Here is a 23,328-nt window from a genome sequence, read left to right as displayed (position 1 = left end):
TGCGCGGGATACCATGCCGCGTGGCGTGCTGGGCATGAACGCGGCGATGATGGAGGACTATTTGAAGTTCATCGCTAACCGTCGTCTGTCGCAGATTGGTTTGAAGGAAGAGTATCCAGGGACGACTAACCCGTTCCCTTGGATGAGTGAGATTATGGACTTGAAGAAAGAGAAAAACTTCTTCGAAACCCGCGTGATCGAGTATCAGACGGGTGGGGCGTTGAGCTGGGATTGATTCCTGAGCCGAACAACACCATAAAGCCCTGACTTGCTCAGGGCTTTTTTATGCGCGTTCAATTGCCACTTTTTGAAGCACATCACGTCAAGCACCTTTCCCAGAAGGGTTCGGATCGCATCACCAATGCTGTAGCCTTGTGCCCCAACTGTCATCAGCGTTGTCACCGGTCGAGTGATCGGGACACCTTCACCGAAGGGCTTTACGCCAAAATCGGAAGATTGGCACGGGAGTAGACTCCTGCTGTCACACCTGATGCATGCACAAAAAATACTAGATAGGACCGAGGCCAACCCGTGAACCCAGACATGCTCGAAGCCGGCCCCGTTGACGCCAAAGTACTCTCCGTCTTTGACTTCGACGGCACCCTCACCCACCACGACAGTTTCGTGCCCTTCCTCAAGTTTGCCTTTGGCCCCGGTGAGTTTTATGGCCGGATGGTCAAGCTGGCGGTACCTGGACTGCGCTTTTTGGTGCGGCAGATCAGCCGGGATGAGTTGAAAGCGCAGTTGATCCGCACCTTTATGACCGGGGTGGAGAAGAGCTGGGTGCAGCAGAAGGCCGAGGAGTATTGCCAGCGCAATTGGGCGCGGTTGATGCGCCCGGCTGGGGTGTTGTCGGTGGAGCAGGAGTTGGGCTCGGGGGCGGTGGTGACGTTGTGCTCGGCGTCGCCGGCGTTGGTGTTGCAGCCGTTTGCCGATCGGCTTGGGATCAAGTTGATTGGGACTGAGCTTGAGGTGGTCGACGGGGTGTTGACCGGTAAGCTCACCGGAAATAACTGCCGTTGTGAGAACAAGGTACTGCGGCTTGAGGCGGTGTATGGGGATTTGGGCGAGTATCGGCTGCGGGCCTGGGGCGATACGCGGGGGGATCGGGAGTTGTTGGCGGCAGCGCAGGATGCGCATTTTCGGCATTTTCATGCGAAGAAGAAAAAGCGGACCCGGTTGCAGCGGTGATGCGGGTGGGTGGGGTTGGCGGGGGGACCGAAGCGATCCCATCGGAGCCTCGCTAAAGCTCGACACCTCCCACATTTGATCTTTGGCGGGGCTTAGATCGGCGCCTTTAGGTCCACGCCCAAGGCTGTTGCGAAGGCTTTTACCATCGGGCTTCTCGGCGCGTTGTGGCGCAGGATCAGGTTGAACACGGTGCTCAGGTGGACCTGCTCCGGGCACAGTGCGCGCAGGCGCCCTTCCCTTACCAGTGGCGTGGCGTAGTGCTCGGGCAGGAAACCGATAAAGCGGCCGGTGAGGATCAGGATGGCGACGGCTTCAACCTGGGAGGCAGAGGCTGACTGGCTGTCGTAGTTGACGAAGGTGGCCTTTTCGCGATGGATGGCATACCGATGATTCACCACCTCATAGTGGCGCAAGACTTCGGGCGTAATATCGCTCGCAGTGAACAGCGGGTGTTCTACGGCGCAGTAGGCGTGGGCCTTTTCTTCGTAGAGCGGGAAGTAGTCGAACTCTTCACGGCGCTGGTACACGGGAACGATGCCGACGATCAGGCGGCCTTCGACGACGCCGCGTTCAACTTCGTCCAGTTGCGAGGCATGTAGGCGTAATCTTATTTTTGGCGATTGCCGATGTAAGTTCCCCAAAGCGGCAATCAGCGGGGAATTAACGTCAGAAACGGTGTTATCAATAACGCCGACACTAAGGTCGCCAATCAGCTCATTTTGAGCCGAACTAAGCTTGTCGCGAAAACTGTCCACCGAGGTGAATAACTCGATGGACGCTTGATACACCAACTTGCCTTCTTCGGTCAGCCCGAAGCCTTCCCGGCCCCGTGTACACAGGCGCATGCCGATGCGAATCTCGAGGTCGGAGATCTGTTTGCTGATCGCCGCCAGGCCCACATTCAATTCGTTTTGCGCGGCGCTGAAACCACCGGCTTCGACCACGGCCATAAATACCCGCAGCAGTTTGAAGTCCAAACCACTCAGTTGCAGGGGCGGCCTTGTGCCGGGTTTGGGTGGCAGGTTTCCAGAAGTGGAAAGTGGAGTTTCCATAATACGCGTTGACCTCAAGTGCCATATTCAACAGGCTTCAACCCAATCCTTGAACATAGCCAGGCGGCGATAATGAACATAAACATCCGCCCTTGGCAACCATGAATACGGCGCGTCAGACGCTGGTTCTGCATCGCTGAAATTCTGTTGTTACTGCCTCCGACTCTTCTAAAAACAAGCGTGAGGAACACCCATGTCCCAGCCCACCGACCGCCTTTGGGGCGCTCGTTTCAAGACCGGTCCGTCTGCCGCCTTGGCGGCGTTATCCCGTTGCCCTGAGCGCTATTTCCGCCTGACACCCTACGATTTGGCCGGCTCCCGTGCCCATGCCCGGGAGTTGCAGCGCGCAGGGTTGCTGGATGAGTCGGAGACCCTGCGGACCCTCGAAGCCCTGGACCGTATCGGTGATGATTTCGCCGCCGGCCGCCTGCATCCGACCCTGGATGACGAGGACGTGCACACCTTTATCGAACGTGTATTGACCGAGCGCCTGGGAGCCCTGGGCGGCAAGTTGCGCGCCGGACGTTCGCGCAATGACCAGACGGCCAACGATTTGCGCCTTTTCCTACGCGACCATGCGCGCACCATCACCACCGAGGTGTTGGGTTTGCAGCAAGCGTTGGTGGCGCAGGCCGAGCAGCATATCGAGAGTATCTGCCCCGGCTTTACCCACTTGCAGCAGGCGCAACCGATTGTATTCGCCCATCACTTGCTGGCCCATGCGCAGTCGATGTTGCGGGATGTACAGCGCTTGGTGGATTGGGATGCGCGAACGGCGTTGTCGCCCTTGGGCGCGGCGGCGATGGCCGGCTCGGCGATTGCACGCCAGCCAGAGAATTCGGCTAAGGAAATGGGCTACACCGGGCCGTGCGAAAACTCCATCGACGCGGTGGCCAGCCGTGATCATGTGGCGGAATTCCTGTTTGTGGCGGGCATGCTCGGGGTGAATATTTCACGGCTGTCGGAGGAGTTTTGCCTGTGGTCGTCGCGCCAGTTTCGCTGGGTGGTGTTGGATGATGCCTACGCTACCGGCAGTTCGATCATGCCGCAGAAGAAGAATCCGGATATTGCCGAGTTGGCACGGGGCAAGGCCGGCCGCTTGATTGGCAACCTGACCGGGTTGATGTCGACGCTTAAATCCTTGCCGCTGTCGTACAACCGCGATTTGAGTGAAGACAAGCACAGTGTGCTGGACAGTGTGGACACCTTGCTGCTGGTGTTACCGGCTATGGCCGGGATGGTGGCGACCATGAAGGTGCAGGTCGACGAGCTGCGGCGTCAGGCGCCGATGGGTTTTACCTTGGCGACGGAAGTGGCGGATTGGTTGGCGAACCGTGGCGTGCCCTTCAAAGAGGCGCACGAGATTACCGGCGCCTTGGTGCAAGCCTGTGAGAAGCATGAAATTGAGTTGTGGGAAGCCTCACCGGCGATGTTGGCTGAGGTGGATGCGCGGCTTACGCCCGAAGTGCGCGACTGCTTGACCCTGGAAGCGGCCATTGCGGCGCGCAGTGGCTGGGGTGGGACGGCGCCGGAGCGGGTTCGCGAGCAGATTGGGCGGTTAAAGGTGGCGTTGGCGGCTCAGCAGGAATGGGTTGAGCGTTATCAGGGATTCAGGATTTAAGGCAGAGAGATTTGTGGTGTTTGCGAGCAAGCCCGCTCCCACATTTGGACCGCGTTACAGCAGTTAGAGCGTTAATAGTTTTGGAGAATCACCATGAACCAAACCCCGGCCGAGCGCTTGGAAATAGAGCGCAAGCTGTCCGAGAACCAGTTCGATATCACCCAGTACGAACACGTGCCGCGGCGTTATTACGGGCGGATGTTTTTTGCCACGTTGATCGTGATCGTATTGGTTGCGCTGTTACGCGCATTCGCCAACGGCCAGATCGAATGGTCTTACATCGGGCAATTTCTGACGTCTGAGGCGATCCTGTGGGGCCTGGCCAATACCATCATCATGTCGATCCTGGCGATGGCGTTGGGCGTGGTGATCGGTGTGATCACGGCAATCATGCGCATGTCGGCCAACCCGATCCTGCGCTACGTGGCTATCACCTACACCTGGCTGTTTCGCGGCACGCCGCTGATTCTGCAGTTGCTGCTGTGGTTCAACCTGGCGCTGATTTTCCCGGTGATCGCGATTCCCGGCCTGTTCAGCATCGACACCGTCGACCTGATGACGCCGTTCGTGGCCGCCCTGCTCGGTTTGAGTATCAACCAGGGCGCGTATACAGCCGAGGTGGTGCGCGCCGGTTTGCTGTCGGTGGATACCGGCCAGTACGAAGCCGCCAAGTCCATCGGCATGCCGAGCCTGCAGGCGCTGCGCAGGATCATTCTGCCGCAGGCCATGCGGGTGATCATTCCTCCGGTAGGCAACGAGTTCATCAGCATGGTGAAAATGACCAGCCTGGCCAGCGTGATCCAGTATTCAGAGCTGCTGCACAACGCGCAAAACATCTACTACGCCAATGCCCGAGTCATGGAGCTGCTGATGGTGGCAGGTATCTGGTACCTGGCGGTGGTGACCGTTCTTTCATTTGGTCAAAGCCGCCTCGAGCGTCGTTTTGCCCGCGGCGCCGGCAAGCGTTCGTAAGCCTGGGTTGAGGAGATTTGCCCCATGAGAAGCATCGTCAAGGCCGTCAACCTGAACAAGTATTACGACCAGTATCACGCGCTGCGTGACATCAATATCGAGGTCGAGCAAGGCGAAGTGATGTGCATCATCGGCCCATCCGGCTCGGGTAAAAGCACGTTGCTGCGCTGCGTCAACCAGTTGGAAAAAATCGACAAGGGCGGCCTGTGGGTCGATGGCGAGCTGGTCGGTTACCGGGTGGTGGGCAACAAGCTGCATGAGATGAATGAAGTGCAGATCGCCCGCCAACGCCTGGCGACCGGCATGGTGTTCCAGCGCTTCAATTTGTTCCCGCACATGACCGTGTTGCAAAACATCATCGAAGGCCCGTGCCAGGTGCTCAAGCGCTCACCCAAGGAAGCCATCGAAGATGCCCTGGAGCTGCTGGCCCGCGTCGGCCTGGCGGACAAGCGCAATGCCTACCCGGTGGAGTTGTCCGGCGGGCAGCAGCAACGCGTGGCGATTGCCCGTGCGCTGGCGATGCGCCCCAAGCTGATGTTGTTTGACGAACCCACGTCAGCCCTCGACCCGGAACTGGTAGGCGAAGTGCTGTCGGTGATGCGCGATTTGGCCACCACCGGCATGACCATGATCGTGGTCACCCATGAGTTGGGCTTTGCCCGCGAAGTCTCCAACCGCATGGTGTTTATGGACGCCGGCCAGATTGTGGAGGCCGGCAGCCCGGAAGAAATTCTAATAAGCCCACAAAACCCGCGTACCCAAAGCTTTATTTCTGCCGTTCGCACTTAACTAAAAAACTAACGAGAACGCCCCCATGAAAAAAATGTTTATCCCCACCTTGCTCGCAGGCCTGATGGCCTCCACCGTTGTTTTTGCGGCATTGCCGGCGGCCATCAAGGACAAAGGCGAGATCAGCGCGGCCATCGTGCCGAACTATCCGCCGATGGATTTCAAGGACCCGGCCACCAACAAACTCACCGGTCTGGACTTTGACCTGGGGAACGCTCTTGCCGAACGTCTGGGCGTAAAGATCAAGTGGCAGGAAACCGGCTTCGAGCAGATGCTCAGCGGCCTGACCACCAAGCGCGTCGACATCGTGTTGTCGGGCATGACCGACACGGCCGAGCGTCAGAAGGCCGTGACCTTCATCGACTACTTCACCAGCGGCCCGCAGCTCTACACACTGGCCAAACGTGAAGACCTCAAGGAGTTGACCGACCTGTGCGGTAAAAAAGTCGGCACCAGCCGCCGTACCACCTGGCCGTCGGAAATTACCGCGTGGAGCAAGGCAAACTGCGAAGCAGCGGGTAAGCCGGCGATTGTGGTGATCGGCACTGAAGGCTCGGCGGATGCGCGGGCGCAGTTGCAGCAGAACCGTTTGGATGCGGCGATGCAGGGCAGCGAGACCATTCCTTATCTGATGTCGCTGGATAAGGGGAAGTACAAGCCGGTGGGTCAGGCGATTTCCAAGCAATTCACCGGGCTTGGGATTGAGAAGAGCAATACCGAGTTGGTCACGGCGATCAGTGAGGCATTACAGGGGATGATTGACGATGGGACCTACGGCAAGATCCTGAAGAAGTGGGATCTGGAGCAGGGTGCGGTGGAAAAAATCACCATCAATTCCGGCCAGTAAACCACGGTCAAAAAATGTGGGAGGGGGCTTGCTCCCGATAGCAATGGTTCAGTCACCTGACGCTTGTCTGATGTATCGCCATCGGGAGCAAGCCCCCTCCCACATTTGACCTGTATTGTCTTTAAGTAATAACTAGGACGCTCTCCCCATCGTGGCCACCTATTCCCTGGTAATCCGCCGCCTGCTGATCTGCTCGGTGACCATCGTGGTCAGCCGCGCCATGACCAGCCCGTTGCTGGCCCTCTGGCTGAGCACACGCCTGGGCCTCGACCAGCAGGACATCGGCCTGTTGATGGGCACCGCCGTGTTCATCGCCACGTTGCTGGGTTTGTACGGCGGCTACATCATCGACCGCCTGGAAAAGCGCAAACTGCTGATCCTGGCCATGCTCTCCAGCTCCATCGGTTTTCTGTTGCTGACCTTTGCCAGCAACCTCTACCTCACCACCCTGACCCTGGTGATCACTGAAGCCGCGTCGGCGCTGTTCCTGATCGGCTCCAAGGCGATCATCAGCGAGAACCTGCCGGTAGGTGATCGCGCCAAGGTATTTTCCCTGCGCTACACCCTGACCAACGTCGGCTACGCAACCGGCCCGATGCTGGGTGTGGTGATCGCCGGACAGTTACCCTGGGCGCCTTTCCTGATCGCCAGCGCCATTGCCTTTGGCAGCCTGTTCCTGATGATCGGCATTGCACCGACCCAACGGGATGACAGCCATAAACCTCAGAGTTTCCTCAGCACCCTGCACACGTTGCGCAACGACCGCACATTGATACTGTTCACTGGCGGCAGCTTGTTGAGCACCATTGTCCATGGCCGCTACACCCTGTATCTGTCACAGTTTTTGCTGGTGGCCTACAAACCTGAGCAGGCGTTGAAAATTCTGTCTGCGGTGCTGGCCTGCAACGCGGTAACGGTGATTTTGATGCAGTACCAGATCGGCCGGTTCCTCAAGCGTGAGCAGTTGCGCCATTGGATCGTGCTGGGCACCTTGCTGTTTATCGGCGGGTTGATGGGGTTCAGCCAGGCCGACAGCCTGGTCACCTGGTGCCTGGCGATGTTCGTGTTCACCTTGGGTGAAATGATCATCTACCCTTCTGAGTTCCTGTTTATCGACACCATTGCGCCGGATGCGCTACGGGGCAGTTACTACGGCGCACAAAACCTGGCAGCGTTCGGTGGAGCGATGAGTCCGGTGATTTGTGGCTATTTGCTGATCAACGCTGCACCGACCAGCATGTTCTACGCGCTGGCGGCACTCACCGCCATGGGCGGCACCCTGTGTTTCTTGAGCGGGCGGCGCGTAGCAGGTTCTTGCTGATATTTAGCTGGGATCCCGCTATTAATAGCGAAACTTCTCACGGACCCGAGCCCATGAAATTCGACACGGCCTACAGCCTGAGTCTCGATGACAAATTGTCGATCTACGATGTTCGAGAGCTGAATTTCGACGAAACCGCCGATTTCGATTCCGACAAGGACAGCTTCCTCTGCCCCAACGACGTCTGCCGCGCCGCGTTCGATGCAAACAATGTGTTGAGTACCTTCAACGCCAAGAACGTCAACTACCTGCGCACGCCGCACTTCAAGAACAAACCCGGCACCCGACATATCGACGGTTGCCGCTATGCCAGCAGCCAAAAAAACGCGACAGGTGAAAATGACGACGAACGCGAGGACAATTTCCCATCGGAATTTGTACTGACACGCCGTCAGTACCAACGTAAAACGCCTGTTGTCGGCATCGATGAAAGCGTCCCACAAGAGCCAACGAAAGCGCCTTTAAACCGTTTTACGACATCCCACAACGACGGCGACACAACCCCGGACAAAACCAGCGTGTTCGCCCACCCGGTGGAGTGCTATGTATCGAACATCGATGACAAGGACAAGCTCAAGGCCATGCCCTTGAAGATCGGTGAGCACACGGCGACCTACTGGGCGTTTTTCAAGAAGATCGAATACCTGCAAGACAACAAGGGCTTGATCTACTGGGGCAAGATCAAGGAAATCAAAGACTACACCAGCAGCTTTCGCATCGATTTCGAAAAGAAGGTGTGGCTCGACAAGAAGCCGTACTCGGTCAACGTCTACCTGAGCAAAAAGCTCATCGAGGGCTATCGCAAGCGCAGCGCATTCCTGGAGCAGATCAAGGCGGCGGCCAGCAGCGAACGGCCGCTGTATTGCTTCTTCTACGGGGTTACGCCGCAACTCAAGCAGGTGCCCAGCAAGAAAAACCCCGAGCAAACGTTCGGGGTATTCAGCGCGAATATCGAGAACCTGGATCACTTGATCATCCGGGAGGCGCCAGGGCTGGAGTGACGGCGGCTGGAAGGCCTGCGAAATCGTCCAGATGATGAGCGGTATAAACAACTGTACAAAAACACAGTATAGTTGCGCCTCAACCGTCGAACCTGGAGAACCCCCATGTCCTCTCTGGCAATGAGCTCTTTCGTAGAACAGCAGATCGTGCTGCACCAATTCACCGCCAAACACTGCGCGCAGGCCCGCCTCATGCTGGGCTGGAGCCGCGAAGAACTGGCCCGCCAGGCGGGCGTGGCGGTAGAGGCGATTCAACAATTGGAAGGCCACGGCGACATCGATGATCAAACCCGTTTGATCCTGGCGTTTCGCCTCGAGGCTGAAGGGCTGGTATTTTTCCCCGGTTTCGCGCCGGGATGGGGCATGACTGCGCGCCGGTTTGACACATCAGCAGCCGACCCCAAACCCCGAGGCCTCATGTCTCGGTTGCTGGGCACAACAACGGCAACAACTGACTCAGCAACGCCTCAACCGAATGGCGCGTAGAGTCGAGCCGCAGCACCGGGCAACGCAATGGTTTCAACCAGGTTTCGTGCCGGCGCAGGCTGCGTAGGCTGTGATTGCCAGCATCGTAACGCGCCGCCCAGGCGAGGAATGCGACGCTGTTTTGGTGACGGCTGCCACCTTCCAGGATCTGCTCGCCGTAGCGCTCCACCTCGCGCAGTCGCAAGCGGTGCAAGCGAACCTCAGGGTCCAGGCGCAGGAACACTACGTGGGTGAACTGCGGGATCATGGCGTCGCCCCAGCCGCACAAGGAGCCAGACAGCACCCAGCTTTCATGGCCTACAGTGTGTTCCTGCAGTAGCTGAATGCGTTCGTCCCGGGGTCGGGCGATGGTGAAGGGTTCCGGGGTTTGCTGCCAGTAATAGAAATCCGAGTCGAAATAGGCAATGTTCAAATGTTCAGCCAGGGCCTTGCCCAAGGTAGTAGTGCCGGCTCCCGCAGCGCCGAGGATGTGGATTCTGTAACTGTCCATGGCTTTCCCCCCTGGCATGGAGTGTAGCCGGTGGCCGCGTCATGCCTGCGATGGCGAAACGGAGAAATTGAAGTTACCCCTTAGGCAACCTCTGCGGGCATCAGCCAGCAGAGGTGGATTCAAACTCACGCGTCAGTGGCGCAGACCTCAACAGTTTCATCTGCGCCTATCGGGGCCGGCGTGAAGGGAGCCCCTGGCAGAAAAGCCGGTTTCTGGATCGCTTGCGAGGCTAGCTCATAACCATAGGCGACTGAGAGCAAGGTGGCTTCGCTGTTGCCCGAACCATAAAAATAGAGTGCGGTCGGCATGCCTTCATCATCCATTCCAGACGGAATCGACAGGCCTGGATAGCCGGCTGCCGCACTGAAGAAATAATTATGGGATAGGAAGTTCGACACCATGGCGTCGAGTTTGTGTTCCTTTATTGGATCGTCGACGGTTTTCTGAAAGATGGGAAGGATGTCCTCCCACAACTTGTCGCGCTGTTCCGAAGTCGTTTCCAGGTTGTTGATCAGTTCCAACAGCTTCTGGTCAGGCTCACCGGGCTGCTGGTTGCGCTTGATAAAAGCAATCAGCTCCGAAAGTGATTTGACAGGCAAACCTTCTCGCCCAGCCAGGTAGTCTTCCAGTTGTTGCTTGACCTCTGCGAACAGCGCTTCGGTGTAACGCTCGTAAGTCTCATCAGCGACACCCTCCTCCAACGGCCTCACCGGCACCAGGATCGCACCTTGGTCCTTCAACACATCGAGCGCCTTTTCGTAATGCTTGCGATCTGCGCGTTTGGCCGGGTCCTTGGCCTCCTCCTCGGACAATTCAGGCAAAGGCGTGTAGCCAATTCGCTTACCTTTCAGGGCGTCGGCATGCAGGCCATCGGTATAGGCATTGGTTCCGGTCATTGCGTTGAGCGCTTCCGCCGCATCACAGACATTACGGGTGAAAGTACCGATCGCATCCAGGCGTGTACTGGTCATGACGCCCTCGGTACTGAGCAGTCCTACCGTTGTTTTCAGACCAAAGACGCCGTTGTAGGCTGCTGGGCTGATAATCGACCCGTTGGTTTCCAACCCCAAGGCCAAAGGCACATGCCCTTGGGCAACAGCGACTGCTGAACCCGAACTAGAGCCCGCCACCTGCCCTCCCAGGCGATGCGGGTTCAGCGTCTGGCCGCCGCGGGAACTCCACCCATCAGCCGGCGACTCAGAGCGAAAGTTGGACAACTCGCTCATATTGGTTTTACCCACAATCACTACCCCGGCCTTCAACAAATTGTCGACAACCTTGGCGTTTCTAGTTGCAGGCGCTCCAACCAAGGCCTTCGAGCCTGCGCTGGTCTGCATGCGATCATTGGTTTCAAATACATCCTTGAGCGCTATCGGTACGCCGTGCAAATGCCCACGCACGTGGCCGTTGGCACGCTCCTGATCACGCGCCTTCGCCTCACGGAGAGCATCCGGGTTTGTTTCCAAAAACGCGTTGCCGCCCTGTAGCCCACGATCAATGTTGGCTATTTGCTTGAGCGAATCTTTCAACAGCGACTGCGCGGTGACACCGCTTCCCTGGGCCATTTCCACTGACATTTGACAGGCGCTCTTAAAGCCTTGCGGTGGGTTTGAAAGCTCCTGGAACAAGCCTGTCCCCCATCCGCCTGCCGACACGGGTCCGATCATGAAGTGCCTCTCTACGTGACTGAGTATGAGGGTTATCGGTCGATAACCCCACACCAGTCTAAGAAGCGCCGCCTGCGCACTGTTTCAGGCGAATCCTGCCACGCCGTCCTATCATTCCCCGTCTGGCGTAGGCTCCGATAGAACCCTTGGACGTAGGTCGCGGTAAGCGCGCAACAGGGCCGTCAAGCGATCACCCGCCCAACGGGCGCCGTAAAACCAGACTTTCGATCCATCCTCCAGTGTTTCACAGATACTGGGATACCCGCTTCTGCACGCGTTATGAAACCCAGCATTCGGATCGTTTGACACCAAGGCATCAAGACGAAGGCCAGCCACCAGCTCGTCAATTTCGCGACCCGCCTGGCCGCTGTCGCTGTCGCGCTGCACGTCTACCGCCACCCATTGCGCACCGGCCTGGCGCAAGGTGTCGAAGACTCGGCGCAAGGCTGCACTGTGTTCGACGAGTTCAGCCTGCTTGCCCTGCACATAACGTTCGGCGTAGCCGAGACGATACCCCGCCAGCTCCAGTGAAGCGGTGAATGTGGTGTTATTCAATACCAGGGGAACCTCCACCATCACCGGTTCAGTAGGGTCTATGCCACTGATGGCGATAAGGGATAGCGCGGGGTCACGCACCGGGTTTATCTGGGGGGCCAGGGCGTTATACCCTGGCACAAGTGCAGCGCCCGTGCGTTGCCCGGCACCAAAAACGATAGAAACCGGAGCGGCGTTGAACAATGGGGCAGTAACGTCGGCAGCGTTGACGGGCACGAGTGAAGGCTGGCCGATGGCGCAAGGCAAACCCATCTTCCAAAGTTTCTTACAATGGCTATCCATCGAAATATCCTCCCCGAAATAAAATTTCCGGAGATCATCGCACCCTCGTCTGACGCTTGTCGCAGGGCTGAAACCCTCTGAAAAGCTCTTTTCCTTAATCCACTTGGCTCAGCCTGGTGCCCGCTCCTGCACAAGTTGAGGCTCCACCTCCAACCACCAGGCATGCCCACGCTCGGGCAGGTTCAAGCGGAACGCCTGCCCCATCGCCGGGGTAGTGATCGATACGTTGCGTTCCCAGGCCAGGGCCATGATGCGGTCGAAGGGTTCGTGCCAGGCGTGGAATGCCAGGTCGAAGGTGCCGTTGTGAATCGGCAGCAGCCAGCGCCCCTTGAGGTCGATATGCGCCTGCAGCGTTTGCTCCGGCTGCATGTGTACGTGGGGCCAATCGACGTTGTAAGCGCCAGTTTCCATCAGGGTCAGGTCAAACGGACCGTATTGCTCGCCGATGCGTTTGAAACCGTCGAAGTAGCCGGTGTCGCCACTGAAAAAAATTCGGCGCGCATCGTCGATCATTACCCAGGAGCACCACAGTGTCTGGTTGCTATCAAACAGGCCACGTCCGGAAAAGTGCTGCGCCGGGGTGGCGATAAAACGAATGCCGTCCACCTCGGTGCCCTGCCACCAATCCAGCTGGCGGACTTTGCTGGCGTCTACTCCCCATTTGATCAGCGTATCGCCGACGCCCAGGGGTGCCAGGAAGTAGTTTGTCTTGTCGGCCAATTGGACCACAGCCTTATGGTCGAGATGGTCGTAATGGTTGTGGGAAAGAATAACCGCCTCAAGGGGTGGCAACTCTTCAAGGCTGATGGGCGGTTGGTGGAAACGCTTGGGGCCGGCCCAACTGAATGGCGAGGCACGCTCGGCGAATACCGGGTCAGTGACCCAGAATTTACCGCGCATTTTCAGCAATACGGTCGAATGCCCGAGGCGATACACGCTGTGATCAGGGGCGGCCAACAACTGTTCACGGGTCAGGGGCTGCACCGGAATCTGCCCCACCGGCCGTGTAGTACGCGGCTTGTTGAACAGCATGTTCCAGAAAATACGCAGGGTCTTGCCCAAGCCGCCGTGCTGCACCGGGGCGTCATTGCTGAAATGCCCCTGGCCCTGCGCGGCAGGCTTGAGCGCCACAGGCGCAGGGTCGAGACGGTTTGAAATCGTGGCCATTACAGAGTGACTCCTACGGTCCGCTCAAGAATTACACTGCACAGTGTAGTTTCTAGATTGCAACAAAAGCCGGAGCAAGTAAACTGCCGAGTGTAATTTCCATTTTGAGTCGAATGCTATCCATGACTGCTCCCAAGCGCCTCACCGAGCGTAAACGCGAAGCCATCGTGGCTGCGGCGATCGCCGAATTTCGCGAGAACGGCTTCGAGGTCACCAGCATGGACAAAATCGCCGCCACTGCCGGTGTTTCCAAGCGCACTGTGTACAACCACTTCCCCAGCAAGGAAGAGCTGTTCGCCGAGATTCTCCACCAGCTATGGGCCAGCAGCGTTGCGCAACTGGATGTGAACTACGCCAGCGACCGCCCTTTGCGCGATCAACTGCGCAGGTTGCTGGAAGCAAAAATGAAGATGATGTCGGACACCAACTTCCTCGACCTGGCACGTGTGGCTATCGCTGCCACCATCCATTCGCCGGACCGCGCGCAAGACATGGTCAACCGCCTGAGCGCGCGAGAGGAAGGCTTTACCCAATGGGTACGCGCCGCCCATGACGACGGCCGCCTCACCTGTACCGACCCGGCTTTCGCTGCCCACCAGATCCAGAGCCTGCTCAAGGCTTTCGCATTCTGGCCGCAGATAACCCTCGGCCAGCCCACCCTCGACGCTGCCGCCCAAGCCGGTGTCATCGAGTCGGCCATCGACCTGTTCCTCGCCGGCTACGAAGTCAGCGCGCCACGTGCGCACTAAGTCCTGTTGCATGGGCGACATTCCAAGTCGTATTTGGCGCATTCACCCGCTGTTTTGCGCAAATGGCCTAGAAGGACACTGATTATTCCCACAGGAATAATCGACAATCGCTCGCATTTTCCCATCAGCGGTTCCGCCCGCTGACGCATGCGACTGTACCCGCACAAAACAGCTGACCCAGGACACTATGGAAAACAGACGAGGCAAAGGGCTTTCATTTGCCAGGCGTATCTACAAGCCAAGGATTATCGGCCTTGGCATCGGCAGCATCAGCGTGGTTGGCGCGTTGTACCCCTTGTCCATGCCCGCTTGGGTCTGGGCGTTGCTGTTGTTCAATGGCTTGGCCTGGGCGCATGTGGCGTACCAGCTATCAACTCGCTCGCCGTTCCCCTACCAGGCCGAGCAACGCAACCTGTTGTATGACTCGTTGGCCGGCGGTTTCTGGGCGGCCGCCACCCAGTTCTCACCACTGACAACCGTCACCATCCTGTCGATGATGGCCATGAACAATGTCGCCGCCGGCGGCAAACGCCTGTTCCTGCTCGGGCTGCTGGCGCAGGCGGCCGGTATCGCGGTGGTCTGGGGCCTGTTCGGGATCAAGTTCGACCCCGGTGTCAGCCTCATTGAGGTCTACACCTGCTTGCCGATGCTGACGCTCTACCCGATGGCCATCGGCATGGTCTGCTATCAGCTGGCGATTAAACTGTCGGACCATAAACGCGCCCTCAGCGCCCTGAGCCGCATCGATAGTCTTACCGGCCTGCTCAACCATGGTTCGTGGAAAGACCTGCTCAATCTCAAATTCCATAAATGCCAGCAGCAACAAGGCCAGGCGACCATCGCCTTGATCGATATCGATCACTTCAAAAACATCAATGACATCCACGGCCACACCGTCGGGGATACGGTACTTCGCCAGTTGAGCCACGAGCTGCGCCAACACCTGCGAGCAGACGACTTGGCCGGCCGCTATGGAGGCGATGAGTTCTGTGTGATCCTTCCGAGGATGCCGCTGGAAGAAGCGGCGCAAGTCATGGAGCGACTCCGCGAAACTTTCGGTAACTATCGCCATCCGCAAATCCCTGAGCTGCGCGTCAGCCTGAGCATTGGCCTGGCGGACTTCCATTCCTCTTTCAACGATGCGGTCGCGTGGCTCAACGCCGCGGATCTCGCGCTGTATGCCGCCAAAGACAGCGGCCGTGACCGCGTCAAGACCAGCGACTGGCTAGCCACCTATCCAGCCTGAGTTATCCGATAACACCTCGTCCGAATCTAACGCCGCCCACCTGCCGCAATAGCATAATGCCGCCATTGGTCGCCTGCCCAATAATGGTCCTGCCCAACGGGCGAACTTCTTGGCAGGCTGATTACTCTGAGACCGTTGTTCCCCCCCTCTGTCAGCACCAGGAAGCTGGCAATGAGCAAGTCAACCGTACGGCCCGGAGCCCTACGGGGTCAGGCGCAAATACATGGATATCGCATATGCTTGCATGCCCGAGCTCTCTAACATGCTATTCAACGCCCACAAGAAAACCATCAACGCCCTGCAACACCGTATTGCCCAACAAGCCAGCCTGCTGGACGCGATCGAACGCTCCATGGCCGTCATCGAATTCGACCTGCAAGGCAACGTGCTGCGGGCCAATGACAACTTCCTCAAGACCATGGGTTATCGCGCCGAACAAATCCTGGACCAGCCCCATCGGATGTTCTGCACGCCCGCATTCGCCCGCAGCGCCGAGTACAACCAGCTGTGGACGCACTTGCGCAACGGCCAATTCCAGTCGGGCACCTTCGAACGGGTGGGCGCCAATGGCGCATCGGTGTGGTTGGAAGCCAGCTATAACCCGGTGCGGGATGAAGCCGGTCGCGTGATTAAAGTGGTGAAGTACGCCATGGACGTGACCCCGCGCCTGCAGGCCGAAAGTGAGGCCAACGCCAAGCTTGCAGCCATCGACCGCGCCATGGCGATGATCGAGTTCAACCTCGACGGCACCATCATCAGCGCCAACGCGAATTTCCTGCAGCGCATGGGTTACAGCCTGGCGCAGATCCAGGGCAAGCATCACCGCCTGTTCTGCAAACCGGAGCTGGCCAGCAGTGCCGCCTACGCCGAGTTCTGGAATCGCCTGAACCAGGGCGAGCTGTTCAACGGCCAGTTCGAGCGAGTGGATAAAAACGGCCAGGTGGTGTGGCTCGAAGCCAACTATAACCCGGTGTACGACGCCAGCGGGCGCTTGTGCAAAGTGGTGAAGTTTGCCTCGGACGTGACCGCCCGCGTGCAACAACATGCCGCTGATGCACAGAGCGCGGCACAGGCTTATCACCTGTCTTTGAACACCCAGGACATGGCCGAAAAAGGCGCCGAAGTGATTCAGAAAACGGCCAGCGGCATGCGCGAAATAGCTCAGGATATCGACACCTCTTCGCAACTGATCGCCAAACTCGGCGAGCGCTCGCAGCAGATCACCGCCATCGTCAATACCATTCGTGGCATTGCCGACCAGACCAACCTGCTGGCGCTCAACGCCGCCATTGAAGCCGCCCGCGCCGGCGAGCAAGGCCGTGGCTTTGCCGTGGTCGCCGATGAAGTAAGGCAACTGGCGGCGCGCACCAGTGGCTCCACTGCGGAGATTTCCGGGATGATCGCCATGATCCAGGAAGAAACCCGCCAAGCCATCGACAGCATGGACGCCACTCGCGACCGCGCGGCTCAGGGCGTAGACCTGGCCAACCAGGCGGGCACGGTGATCCTGCAGATTCGCGAAGGCACCGGCGAAGCGGTGCAGGCGGTGAGCGCCTTTGCCAATGAGCGGGGCAATCGCTGACCGGTTATTCATGTGTGTGCCTGGGGGGCTCGGTCTATAGTGTTGGCTGTCTTTACGCCAAGGATCCGAGCCCGCCATGACCCCAGACAAGCCAGACGCCGCCCCCACTGACCACCTGCGTTTCCACCGAGGTCACGCGCACCTGGCACCGACCTTCGGCAACGACACTTTTGCCCTCAAGGCCGAGGCCTTTGCGCGCTTTTTTGGCACCCCGACCTTCCTCGGCGCACAAACCGCGATCGTGGTGTTGTGGGTGGTGCTGAACATGACCGGCGTCACTCACTTTGACGTCTACCCCTTCATCCTGCTCAACCTGGCCTTCAGCCTGCAATCGGCCTACGCGGCGCCGCTGATACTGCTCGCGCAGACGCGCCAGGCCGCCCGGGACAAAGCCCAGTCCGACGCCGACGCGCAGCACCGTGAAGCCCTCGCCACCGCCAATACCGAACGCCAGGCCCAGGCAGCACAAACCACCAAGCAACTGATGGAACTGTTGGAGCAGAACACCCGGTTGACGGAAATGACCAAGCAACTGACCGAGCGCATCGAAACCCTGACGTGTGAAATGCATGAACAATTTGTGCGTAAAGCCTAAGGTCGCAACCCGCGCACATGCCGCCCCAACTCATCAAACAGCGTCACCACCGAACGCAACGCCCGGCAATCCGGGCGCGTCAACAGCCACAGCGCGGTGTCGTGCCCCGCCAACGCAGGGCCCAGTGGTAGCAAGCCATCGCCCATTAGAAAATCCGGCAACGCCGCCACGCCCAGCCCGGCACGCACCAGTTCAGTCACCGACTGCATGCTGTTGCAGCGGTAACTGGGGCGCACGCCCGGCAAATGCTCACGGCGCCAGGCCACGGTGGGGTGGTCGGGCAAAAAGTCATCCGGTGCGATCCAGGCCAGGTCGGCCAGATCCTGCCCTGCATGCCGACGGGCGTAGTCAGCGCTGGCACACACTTGGTACGTCACGGTCCCCAGGCAACGTCCGACCAGATGCTCCGGCGGCTTGCTGGTCAGGCGCAGGGCGATATCCGCATCACGCCGGCTGAGGTTGGCGAAGTCATTGGATGTGCTCAGTTCCAGGGTCAACGCTGGATAGGCCGGCATGAACTGCGCCAGGGCCGGCAGCAGCAAGCCTTGTAATACCGCGTCGGTGCAGGTCAGGCGCACGGTGCCGCTGATTACCTCGCCGCCCTGCTCCACACCTATGCGCGCAGCCTCCAGTGCGAGTTCTGCCCGTTCGGCCTGTTGCGCCAGGTTGCTCGCCAGGCTGGTGGGCAAGTAACCGGCGCGGCTTTTTTCAAACAGGGTCTGGCCCAGTGCCGCCTCCAGCCGCCGCACCGCACGGAATACCGTGGACACGTCTACCCTCAACAACGCAGCCGCCCGCACCAGGGTGCCGCCACGCACCAGGGCAAGGATCAATGACAGGTCGGGGTAGTCGATTTGATAGTGCGTGGCTGCATTGAGCATATGGGCAAACGCCAATATTGATTGCGTGAACGCCAATCTATAGTGCGTATCAGCCCACTACAAGCCAAGGGACGTACACGATGACAACCCCCGCTCTGCACCTCGCCCTGATCGGTGACTACAACCCTGATGTGATCGCCCACCAGGCTATCCCGCTGGCTCTGCAGCAGGCCGCCGCCGCACTGGACCTGAGCGTCCATGTGCAATGGCTCGACACCGACACACTCACCTGCACCTCTGCCCTGCACGGGTTTGACGGCTTCTGGTGCGTACCGGCCAGCCCCTATCGCGACACCGAGGGCGCACTGCGGGCGATCCGTTTTGCCCGCGAGCAAAAACGCCCTTTCCTCGGCACTTGCGGTGGCTTTCAACATGCCGTGCTGGAATATGCCCGCAACGTACTCGGCTGGGCAGATGCCGAGCATGGCGAGCTGGCCCCGGATGCAGAACGCGCCGTCATCGCGCCACTGAACTGCTCCCTGGTAGAGGTGAACGACACCGTGCGCCTGTCCCCTTACACGCACATTGCCCAAGCCTACGCCAGCGTGGACATCCACGAAGGTTATCGATGCCGCTACGGCATCAATCCAACGTTTGCCGACGCGCTGCTGGCAGGCAACCTGATTCCCAGCGGTCATGATTCGGCGGGCGACCTGCGTGCGGTGGAGTTGCTCGACCATCCGTTCTTCGTCGCCACCCTGTTCCAGCCCGAACGCGCCGCGCTGAAGGGCATCACCCCACCCTTTGCACTGGCTTTGCTCAAAGCTTGCCGAGGTGCATCGGCATGATCGCCAAGACACCCGCCCCGCCTTATTACGCGGTAATTTTCAGCTCACTGCGTACCGACGCCGACCAGGGTTATGGCGAGGCCGCCGCACGCATGCTGGAACTGGCACAGCAGCAACCGGGGTTTCTCGGCGTGGAGTCGGCGCGGGAAGAGGGGTTGGGCATCACCGTGTCCTACTGGGCCAACGAGGCAGCGATCCTGGCGTGGAAGCAACAGGCCGAACATCGACAGGTGCGTGAGCAAGGACGCACCACCTGGTACACGGCGTTTCATACACGGGTGTGCAAGGTGGAGCGGGCCTACTCATTCTCAAATTGAGAGGTTTCCATCCGGTAGGAGCGCCCAGGCAGGTTGATCAGTCAGCTCACCAAACTGCGCAACGCACTGATCTGCGGGATCTCCACCCGACGCATGTACACCCGCAACGGTTCGGTGATGTTGATGCGGTCATCGATATTCTGATCCAGCAGCAACTGTATGCGTGCACGGCACAGGGTCATGGTGTGGTCGGCGGCGGGCAGCCAGACGAATTCGGCGGTAGGGATAATGCCGTCATCGGCCACGTCCATGCCGAAGGCATCTTCGCTGAAACGCACGATGTACTGGCCAGTCTTGCGATTGAGGCCGACAAAGCCATGGAGTTGGTCGGCGGCCTGGCAGATAAGCTCGGAAGTGATGCGCATGGTAAACCTCACTGAAAAGTCCCACAGGGACTGGAAAGATGGTTTACACGCGTGGCAAAAAATACCGCCCTCTAGTGAGGCAGCTACGGCCAAGAATACTGCAATGTCCCCAAAAAAAACCGACAAAATTGGACTGCGCGCACGTTAATGTCGGTTTGGTGATAGCGCCTTTCGCAATCAATTGTTAAAAAGGACGTCTTCTCAAAGCTACCTCCACGAAAGGACTTCGCATATGCCTGTCACGTTTACCAAGAGCGCCTTGCTGCTGGCGTTGATGCTCGGCCTCGGCCAGGCTCAGGCTGCCGACCCAGTCAGCCCGGCTGAATTGGCGACAAACGAAGGCATTCCCTACCCTGCCGTAATCGCTCACCGTGGCGCTTCCTACGACGCGCCGGAGTCCACCGCCGCCGCCTACAAAGTTGCACGCGACCTGGGCGCCGACTATTTGGAACTGGACCTGCAACGCAGCAAGGACGGCGTGCTGTTTGCCCTGCACGACAACAACCTGCAGCGCACCACCGACGTGGCCACCAAGTTCCCCGAGCGCAAAGATGCGCCAGCCAACGAATTCACCTGGAAAGAACTGCAAAGCCTCGACGCCGGCAGCTGGTTCAACGCGGCCTACCCGGACCGCGCGCGTCCAGGCTTCGTCGGCCTGAAAATCCTCAGCCTGGACGACATCATCAAGATCGCCGAAGGCAACCCGTCGCACAAACCCGGGCTTTACATCGAGACCAAGGAGCCCAAGCAATTCCCGGGCATCGAAGCCGACCTGAAAAACAAGCTGCTGGACAAGGGCTGGCTGAGCTCCGCCGGCTCCAAGCTGGGCAAGAGCAACACCGGTGTCGGCCAGGGCAAGGGCCGCGTGGTACTGCAGACCTTCGAGGTTTCCAGCCTCAAGGAGCTGCAGAAGGAAATGCCGAACACGCCGAAGATCCTGCTGTTGTGGGTCGGCGAAGGCAGCATCGAACCCAAATCCAAAGTGACCTTCGCCGAATCCGGTGAACCGACCAAGGCCGCCTACTACGCCAAGCAAGAGCCGAAGGATGCCGCCGAGTTCGAAAAATGGGTCGACCAAGCCAAGAGCCTCGGCGCCATCGGCACCGGCCCGTCGGCTGAGCTGACCGACCACGGTGACCAGAGCTATACAGACCTGGTGAAACCCGAAATGAACAAGCTGACCCACGACAAGGGCCTGCTGGTGCATGTGTACACCGTGGATGAGCCGGTGGACTTCGACAAAGTGATGAAGGCTGGCGTCGACGGTATTTTTACCAACCGCGCCGCCGAACTGTTGAAGTTCTACAAGCGCTGGCCGTCGTCCAGCGTGCAGGACCTGCTCAACGACCATAAGTACTGAGTGAAGCCCGAATGGTCAGGCCGCCTGTGGTTGGGGCGTGACCACGGGCTGGTGCTCGGCGAGCTGGGGCGCACCGCGCCCCATGCACACTACGCACACCAATTGATGTTCTGCCCCGGCGCGCCGATCACGGTCAGCCTTGATGGTCATGTCACCACAGCCCATCGCCTGTTTATTCCTTCGCGTCACGACCACGCCATCCTTGAGACAGAGGGTGAGGTGTGGGCGTTGTATGCCGAGCCCATGATCTTTGACATACAGCCATTGCAGCAACTGCTGGCAGACGGCGATTTATCCCCGCAGGCCCTGCTCAGGCTGCCCCGACGACGCCTTGACGACCCACGTATCGAACGCGCACTCACCGCCCTTGATCAGCAACTGGTCGGCAAGGTATCGGCCCAGGCGTTGGCCGCAGCGGCGCATCTGTCATTGAGCCAACTGGAGCGTCTGTTCACCGATCAACTGGGTGTTCCCATACGTCGCCTCGTATTGTGGCGGCGGTTGCGCATTGCCCTGCAACTGGCCCTTACCGGCAGCACACTGACTGAGGCAGCTCATGGCGCGGGGTTTGCTGATTCGGCGCATTTTTCGCGGACGATGAAGCACTTGTTCGGGGTGACGGCGGGCGCGTCCTTGCGCCAACTGCAAGTACAGTTCCTAACGTAGGTCGTCTGGCAGCGGCGGCTCCTTGGCCAGGCGAACTGCCAGGAACGGGTCACGCAACTGAGCCGCATAGGCCACGGGGAATTGCGGCCGACTGCCAATACCCAAATCCCCCGGCCCTATGCGATAGCCTTTGCGATAAAACGCCGTGCCCAGCAGCCAATCCCACAAATTGAAGAACAGGCCGAAATTCACATCCCCTGCGCGGCCGTATTTCATGTGGTGGAACCGATGCACCGGCGCCCAGGCGAATACCCAGCGCAGCGGCCCCAGGCGCATATCCACGTTGGAATGTTGCAGCAGCAACTGAACGGCGATGGCCAGGGCCAACAACTGCGCGACCTCCAGCGGGATCCCCAGCATGATCAGTGGCAGCAGGCCCGCCGTTGCTTCCAGCAACTGGTGCAAAGGATGTTTCATCAAACCATTGAAACCATAAAGCCGCTGCACGCTGTGATGCACCGCGTGCAACCGCCACAGAGGCGCGATGCGGTGGCTGGCGTAATGCATCAAGGTAATCCCGGCATCGGCCAGGAAGATCGCCATCAACAGTTGCTCCCACAGCGGCCAGCCTCGTGGCCATAGCCCCTCGAATGCCAGCAGCGCCGTAAGGCCCGGCAGGACCAACAAACCCACAACATTCAAGCTTTCGTTGATCAACGCATGCAACGTATCGCGCCAGCGATCGCCAAGGCTGCGATTCCACTGTGGCTCGTAGGGCAGCCATAGTTCCACCACAAACGACACCGCCACCGCCACCGCGAATATCACCAGTAGCCATCGGGGCTGGTAAAGCCCCCATCCGACAAACCCCAACAAGCATGCGGGCGCATAGAGCCAACTGACTAACCGTTTCATCCGAGTCTCCCTTTTTTGGTGAGGCCTCAGCATGAAATCCTGCATCCGTCTTGGATTGAATAAACTGCGCAACTGTTTGAAATAATTAAGCGTGAGTTAAGTTGCACGGGATAACCTGAGGCCACTTAAACAGCTCAACCCAGAAGGACACACCATGAAAACTCTGACTGCCTTTTTCGCTGCCACTGCCCTGACCTTGACCGCCGGCCTGGCCCAGGCCGATGTTCGTCCGGATCATATCGAAGGCCTGCTCAAGTCCGGTGCGGTGATGCCTTTCGACAAACTCAACGCTGCCGCCGTGGCTAAACACGCCGGTGCCACTATCAACGACACCGAGCTGGACCACAACAACAGCGGCGTGCTGGTCTACGAAGTTGAACTGACCGATACCGCCGGCAAGCAATTTGAAGTGAAGCTCGACGCCAAGACCGGCGCTGTGCTGGAAGACAAGCTCGATACTTGAGACCACGCTCTACAAAACAA

At 58.9% G+C, this 23,328-nt stretch carries 26 protein-coding genes and 1 pseudogene; 19 read left to right on the top strand and 8 right to left on the bottom strand.

Annotation, left to right across the window (positions count from 1 at the left end; genetic code table 11):
- The 3 genes and pseudogenes from QZR30_RS27560 to QZR30_RS27550 all read left to right on the top strand — a co-directional run.
- Positions 1–235 (top strand): ribonucleotide-diphosphate reductase subunit beta (locus tag QZR30_RS27560; protein WP_010208297.1); only part of this gene is annotated, 235 nt, incomplete at its 5' end.
- 62 nt (positions 236–297) lie between these two features.
- A pseudogene (locus QZR30_RS27555) lies at positions 298–471 on the top strand (HNH endonuclease); the annotation flags it as partial.
- 72 nt (positions 472–543) lie between these two features.
- A complete protein-coding gene (locus tag QZR30_RS27550; protein ID WP_046069196.1) occupies positions 544–1,191 on the top strand; it encodes an HAD-IB family hydrolase in 648 nt (215 codons plus the stop codon).
- Positions 1,192–1,283: 92 nt separating this feature from the next.
- Here the strand turns inward: QZR30_RS27550 and QZR30_RS27545 are convergent, their stop codons facing one another.
- A complete protein-coding gene (locus QZR30_RS27545) occupies positions 1,284–2,243 on the bottom strand; it encodes a LysR family transcriptional regulator (protein WP_311904739.1) in 960 nt (319 codons plus the stop codon).
- Positions 2,244–2,436: 193 nt separating this feature from the next.
- Here QZR30_RS27545 and argH point away from each other — a divergent pair, with 193 nt between their 5' ends.
- From argH to QZR30_RS27510, 7 genes are all read left to right on the top strand, one after another.
- Positions 2,437–3,864 (top strand): argininosuccinate lyase, encoded by a 1,428-nt coding sequence (gene argH / locus QZR30_RS27540; RefSeq protein ID WP_046069198.1) that lies wholly within the window; start codon positions 2,437–2,439, stop codon positions 3,862–3,864.
- A gap of 93 nt (positions 3,865–3,957) precedes the next feature.
- Entirely contained in the window at positions 3,958–4,836 is an 879-nt protein-coding gene (locus QZR30_RS27535; RefSeq protein ID WP_046069199.1) for an amino acid ABC transporter permease, read from the top strand.
- A gap of 24 nt (positions 4,837–4,860) precedes the next feature.
- Positions 4,861–5,625: an amino acid ABC transporter ATP-binding protein gene (locus QZR30_RS27530; protein WP_034108897.1), complete on the top strand. Its 765-nt coding sequence runs from the start codon at positions 4,861–4,863 to the stop codon at positions 5,623–5,625.
- 25 nt (positions 5,626–5,650) lie between these two features.
- Entirely contained in the window at positions 5,651–6,472 is an 822-nt protein-coding gene (locus QZR30_RS27525) for an ABC transporter substrate-binding protein (protein ID WP_056846849.1), read from the top strand.
- Positions 6,473–6,623: 151 nt separating this feature from the next.
- Complete coding sequence (locus QZR30_RS27520) at positions 6,624–7,793, top strand: MFS transporter (protein WP_311904736.1); 1,170 nt, start codon at positions 6,624–6,626, stop codon at positions 7,791–7,793.
- A gap of 53 nt (positions 7,794–7,846) precedes the next feature.
- A complete protein-coding gene (locus QZR30_RS27515; RefSeq protein WP_046069202.1) occupies positions 7,847–8,794 on the top strand; it encodes a hypothetical protein in 948 nt (315 codons plus the stop codon).
- Positions 8,795–8,899: 105 nt separating this feature from the next.
- Positions 8,900–9,280 (top strand): helix-turn-helix domain-containing protein, encoded by a 381-nt coding sequence (locus QZR30_RS27510; RefSeq protein WP_311904734.1) that lies wholly within the window; start codon positions 8,900–8,902, stop codon positions 9,278–9,280.
- Here QZR30_RS27510 and QZR30_RS27505 read toward each other — a convergent pair.
- From QZR30_RS27505 to QZR30_RS27490, 4 genes are all read right to left on the bottom strand, one after another.
- Positions 9,210–9,770 (bottom strand): AAA family ATPase, encoded by a 561-nt coding sequence (locus QZR30_RS27505; RefSeq protein WP_311904732.1) that lies wholly within the window; start codon positions 9,768–9,770, stop codon positions 9,210–9,212. The genes QZR30_RS27510 and QZR30_RS27505 overlap by 71 nt on opposite strands.
- Positions 9,771–9,895: 125 nt before the next feature.
- Positions 9,896–11,347, bottom strand: coding sequence for an amidase family protein (locus tag QZR30_RS27500; protein ID WP_311904740.1), 1,452 nt, complete (start codon positions 11,345–11,347; stop codon positions 9,896–9,898).
- Positions 11,348–11,548: 201 nt separating this feature from the next.
- Complete coding sequence (locus QZR30_RS27495) at positions 11,549–12,274, bottom strand: hypothetical protein (protein WP_311904730.1); 726 nt, start codon at positions 12,272–12,274, stop codon at positions 11,549–11,551.
- A 108-nt stretch (positions 12,275–12,382) separates the two neighbouring features.
- Entirely contained in the window at positions 12,383–13,441 is a 1,059-nt protein-coding gene (locus QZR30_RS27490) for an MBL fold metallo-hydrolase (protein ID WP_056846844.1), read from the bottom strand.
- 122 nt (positions 13,442–13,563) lie between these two features.
- On the opposite strand from QZR30_RS27490, the gene QZR30_RS27485 reads away from it, so the two are divergent.
- From QZR30_RS27485 to QZR30_RS27470, 4 genes are all read left to right on the top strand, one after another.
- Complete coding sequence (locus tag QZR30_RS27485; protein ID WP_046069206.1) at positions 13,564–14,190, top strand: TetR/AcrR family transcriptional regulator; 627 nt, start codon at positions 13,564–13,566, stop codon at positions 14,188–14,190.
- Between the two features lie 187 nt (positions 14,191–14,377).
- On the top strand, positions 14,378–15,436 hold the full coding sequence (locus QZR30_RS27480) for a diguanylate cyclase (protein ID WP_311904728.1): 1,059 nt from the start codon (positions 14,378–14,380) through the stop codon (positions 15,434–15,436).
- A 262-nt stretch (positions 15,437–15,698) separates the two neighbouring features.
- Positions 15,699–17,018, top strand: coding sequence for a methyl-accepting chemotaxis protein (locus QZR30_RS27475; protein WP_056846843.1), 1,320 nt, complete (start codon positions 15,699–15,701; stop codon positions 17,016–17,018).
- A 76-nt stretch (positions 17,019–17,094) separates the two neighbouring features.
- A complete protein-coding gene (locus tag QZR30_RS27470; protein WP_046069209.1) occupies positions 17,095–17,613 on the top strand; it encodes a DUF1003 domain-containing protein in 519 nt (172 codons plus the stop codon).
- Here QZR30_RS27470 and QZR30_RS27465 read toward each other — a convergent pair.
- Positions 17,610–18,494 carry a LysR family transcriptional regulator gene (locus tag QZR30_RS27465; protein WP_056846842.1) on the bottom strand — a complete coding sequence of 295 codons (885 nt, stop codon included), beginning with the start codon at positions 18,492–18,494 and terminating at the stop codon, positions 17,610–17,612. The two genes, QZR30_RS27470 and QZR30_RS27465, sit on opposite strands and share 4 nt — an antisense overlap.
- 80 nt (positions 18,495–18,574) lie before the next feature.
- On the opposite strand from QZR30_RS27465, the gene QZR30_RS27460 reads away from it, so the two are divergent.
- Positions 18,575–19,282, top strand: a complete 708-nt coding sequence (locus QZR30_RS27460; protein ID WP_311904726.1) for a CTP synthase C-terminal region-related (seleno)protein — start codon at positions 18,575–18,577, stop codon at positions 19,280–19,282.
- Positions 19,279–19,599 carry an antibiotic biosynthesis monooxygenase family protein gene (locus tag QZR30_RS27455; RefSeq protein ID WP_311904724.1) on the top strand — a complete coding sequence of 107 codons (321 nt, stop codon included), beginning with the start codon at positions 19,279–19,281 and terminating at the stop codon, positions 19,597–19,599. Before QZR30_RS27460 ends, QZR30_RS27455 begins: the two co-directional genes overlap by 4 nt.
- Positions 19,600–19,640: 41 nt before the next feature.
- Here QZR30_RS27455 and QZR30_RS27450 read toward each other — a convergent pair whose 3' ends face one another.
- Entirely contained in the window at positions 19,641–19,964 is a 324-nt protein-coding gene (locus QZR30_RS27450) for a DUF2025 family protein (RefSeq protein WP_046069213.1), read from the bottom strand.
- Positions 19,965–20,196: 232 nt separating this feature from the next.
- Between QZR30_RS27450 and QZR30_RS27445 the strand changes: the two genes are divergently transcribed.
- Together QZR30_RS27445 and QZR30_RS27440 are read left to right on the top strand one after the other, a co-directional pair.
- The gene (locus QZR30_RS27445; RefSeq protein ID WP_046069214.1) at positions 20,197–21,324 is read left to right on the top strand and encodes a glycerophosphodiester phosphodiesterase family protein; all 1,128 of its coding nucleotides are present in this window, start codon (positions 20,197–20,199) and stop codon (positions 21,322–21,324) included.
- Positions 21,325–21,990 carry a helix-turn-helix domain-containing protein gene (locus QZR30_RS27440; protein WP_311904722.1) on the top strand — a complete coding sequence of 222 codons (666 nt, stop codon included), beginning with the start codon at positions 21,325–21,327 and terminating at the stop codon, positions 21,988–21,990. It abuts the gene before it with no gap.
- Here QZR30_RS27440 and QZR30_RS27435 read toward each other — a convergent pair.
- Complete coding sequence (locus QZR30_RS27435; RefSeq protein ID WP_056846838.1) at positions 21,982–22,845, bottom strand: sterol desaturase family protein; 864 nt, start codon at positions 22,843–22,845, stop codon at positions 21,982–21,984. The two genes, QZR30_RS27440 and QZR30_RS27435, sit on opposite strands and share 9 nt — an antisense overlap.
- A 154-nt stretch (positions 22,846–22,999) precedes the next feature.
- Here QZR30_RS27435 and QZR30_RS27430 point away from each other — a divergent pair, with 154 nt between their 5' ends.
- Entirely contained in the window at positions 23,000–23,308 is a 309-nt protein-coding gene (locus QZR30_RS27430; protein WP_046069216.1) for a PepSY domain-containing protein, read from the top strand.
- The last annotated feature ends 20 nt before the right edge of the window (positions 23,309–23,328 follow it).

The sequence above is a fragment of the Pseudomonas sp. rhizo25 genome, assembly GCF_031931935.1.
Taxonomy (GTDB): Bacteria; Pseudomonadota; Gammaproteobacteria; order Pseudomonadales; family Pseudomonadaceae; genus Aquipseudomonas; species Aquipseudomonas synxantha.
The sequence above is the reverse complement of the archived record's forward strand: the minus strand, read 5'-3'. Positions and strand labels throughout refer to the sequence as shown.

Excerpts from the sequence above, each read along its gene's own strand:
- QZR30_RS27465 (WP_056846842.1), bottom strand. The coding sequence starts at position 18,494 with ATGCTCAATGCAGCCACGCACTATCAAATCGACTACCCCGACCTGTCA.
- QZR30_RS27485 (WP_046069206.1), top strand. The coding sequence starts at position 13,564 with ATGACTGCTCCCAAGCGCCTCACCGAGCGTAAACGCGAAGCCATCGTG.
- QZR30_RS27510 (WP_311904734.1), top strand. The coding sequence starts at position 8,900 with ATGTCCTCTCTGGCAATGAGCTCTTTCGTAGAACAGCAGATCGTGCTG.
- QZR30_RS27550 (WP_046069196.1), top strand. The coding sequence starts at position 544 with ATGCTCGAAGCCGGCCCCGTTGACGCCAAAGTACTCTCCGTCTTTGAC.
- QZR30_RS27455 (WP_311904724.1), top strand. The coding sequence starts at position 19,279 with ATGATCGCCAAGACACCCGCCCCGCCTTATTACGCGGTAATTTTCAGC.
- QZR30_RS27430 (WP_046069216.1), top strand. The coding sequence starts at position 23,000 with ATGAAAACTCTGACTGCCTTTTTCGCTGCCACTGCCCTGACCTTGACC.
- QZR30_RS27470 (WP_046069209.1), top strand. The coding sequence starts at position 17,095 with ATGACCCCAGACAAGCCAGACGCCGCCCCCACTGACCACCTGCGTTTC.
- QZR30_RS27475 (WP_056846843.1), top strand. The coding sequence starts at position 15,699 with ATGCTATTCAACGCCCACAAGAAAACCATCAACGCCCTGCAACACCGT.
- QZR30_RS27530 (WP_034108897.1), top strand. The coding sequence starts at position 4,861 with ATGAGAAGCATCGTCAAGGCCGTCAACCTGAACAAGTATTACGACCAG.
- QZR30_RS27480 (WP_311904728.1), top strand. The coding sequence starts at position 14,378 with ATGGAAAACAGACGAGGCAAAGGGCTTTCATTTGCCAGGCGTATCTAC.
- QZR30_RS27515 (WP_046069202.1), top strand. The coding sequence starts at position 7,847 with ATGAAATTCGACACGGCCTACAGCCTGAGTCTCGATGACAAATTGTCG.
- QZR30_RS27490 (WP_056846844.1), bottom strand. The coding sequence starts at position 13,441 with ATGGCCACGATTTCAAACCGTCTCGACCCTGCGCCTGTGGCGCTCAAG.
- QZR30_RS27535 (WP_046069199.1), top strand. The coding sequence starts at position 3,958 with ATGAACCAAACCCCGGCCGAGCGCTTGGAAATAGAGCGCAAGCTGTCC.
- QZR30_RS27505 (WP_311904732.1), bottom strand. The coding sequence starts at position 9,770 with ATGGACAGTTACAGAATCCACATCCTCGGCGCTGCGGGAGCCGGCACT.
- QZR30_RS27525 (WP_056846849.1), top strand. The coding sequence starts at position 5,651 with ATGAAAAAAATGTTTATCCCCACCTTGCTCGCAGGCCTGATGGCCTCC.
- QZR30_RS27545 (WP_311904739.1), bottom strand. The coding sequence starts at position 2,243 with ATGGAAACTCCACTTTCCACTTCTGGAAACCTGCCACCCAAACCCGGC.
- QZR30_RS27500 (WP_311904740.1), bottom strand. The coding sequence starts at position 11,347 with ATGTCAGTGGAAATGGCCCAGGGAAGCGGTGTCACCGCGCAGTCGCTG.
- QZR30_RS27450 (WP_046069213.1), bottom strand. The coding sequence starts at position 19,964 with ATGCGCATCACTTCCGAGCTTATCTGCCAGGCCGCCGACCAACTCCAT.
- QZR30_RS27435 (WP_056846838.1), bottom strand. The coding sequence starts at position 22,845 with ATGAAACGGTTAGTCAGTTGGCTCTATGCGCCCGCATGCTTGTTGGGG.
- QZR30_RS27460 (WP_311904726.1), top strand. The coding sequence starts at position 18,575 with ATGACAACCCCCGCTCTGCACCTCGCCCTGATCGGTGACTACAACCCT.
- QZR30_RS27445 (WP_046069214.1), top strand. The coding sequence starts at position 20,197 with ATGCCTGTCACGTTTACCAAGAGCGCCTTGCTGCTGGCGTTGATGCTC.
- argH (WP_046069198.1), top strand. The coding sequence starts at position 2,437 with ATGTCCCAGCCCACCGACCGCCTTTGGGGCGCTCGTTTCAAGACCGGT.
- QZR30_RS27495 (WP_311904730.1), bottom strand. The coding sequence starts at position 12,274 with ATGGATAGCCATTGTAAGAAACTTTGGAAGATGGGTTTGCCTTGCGCC.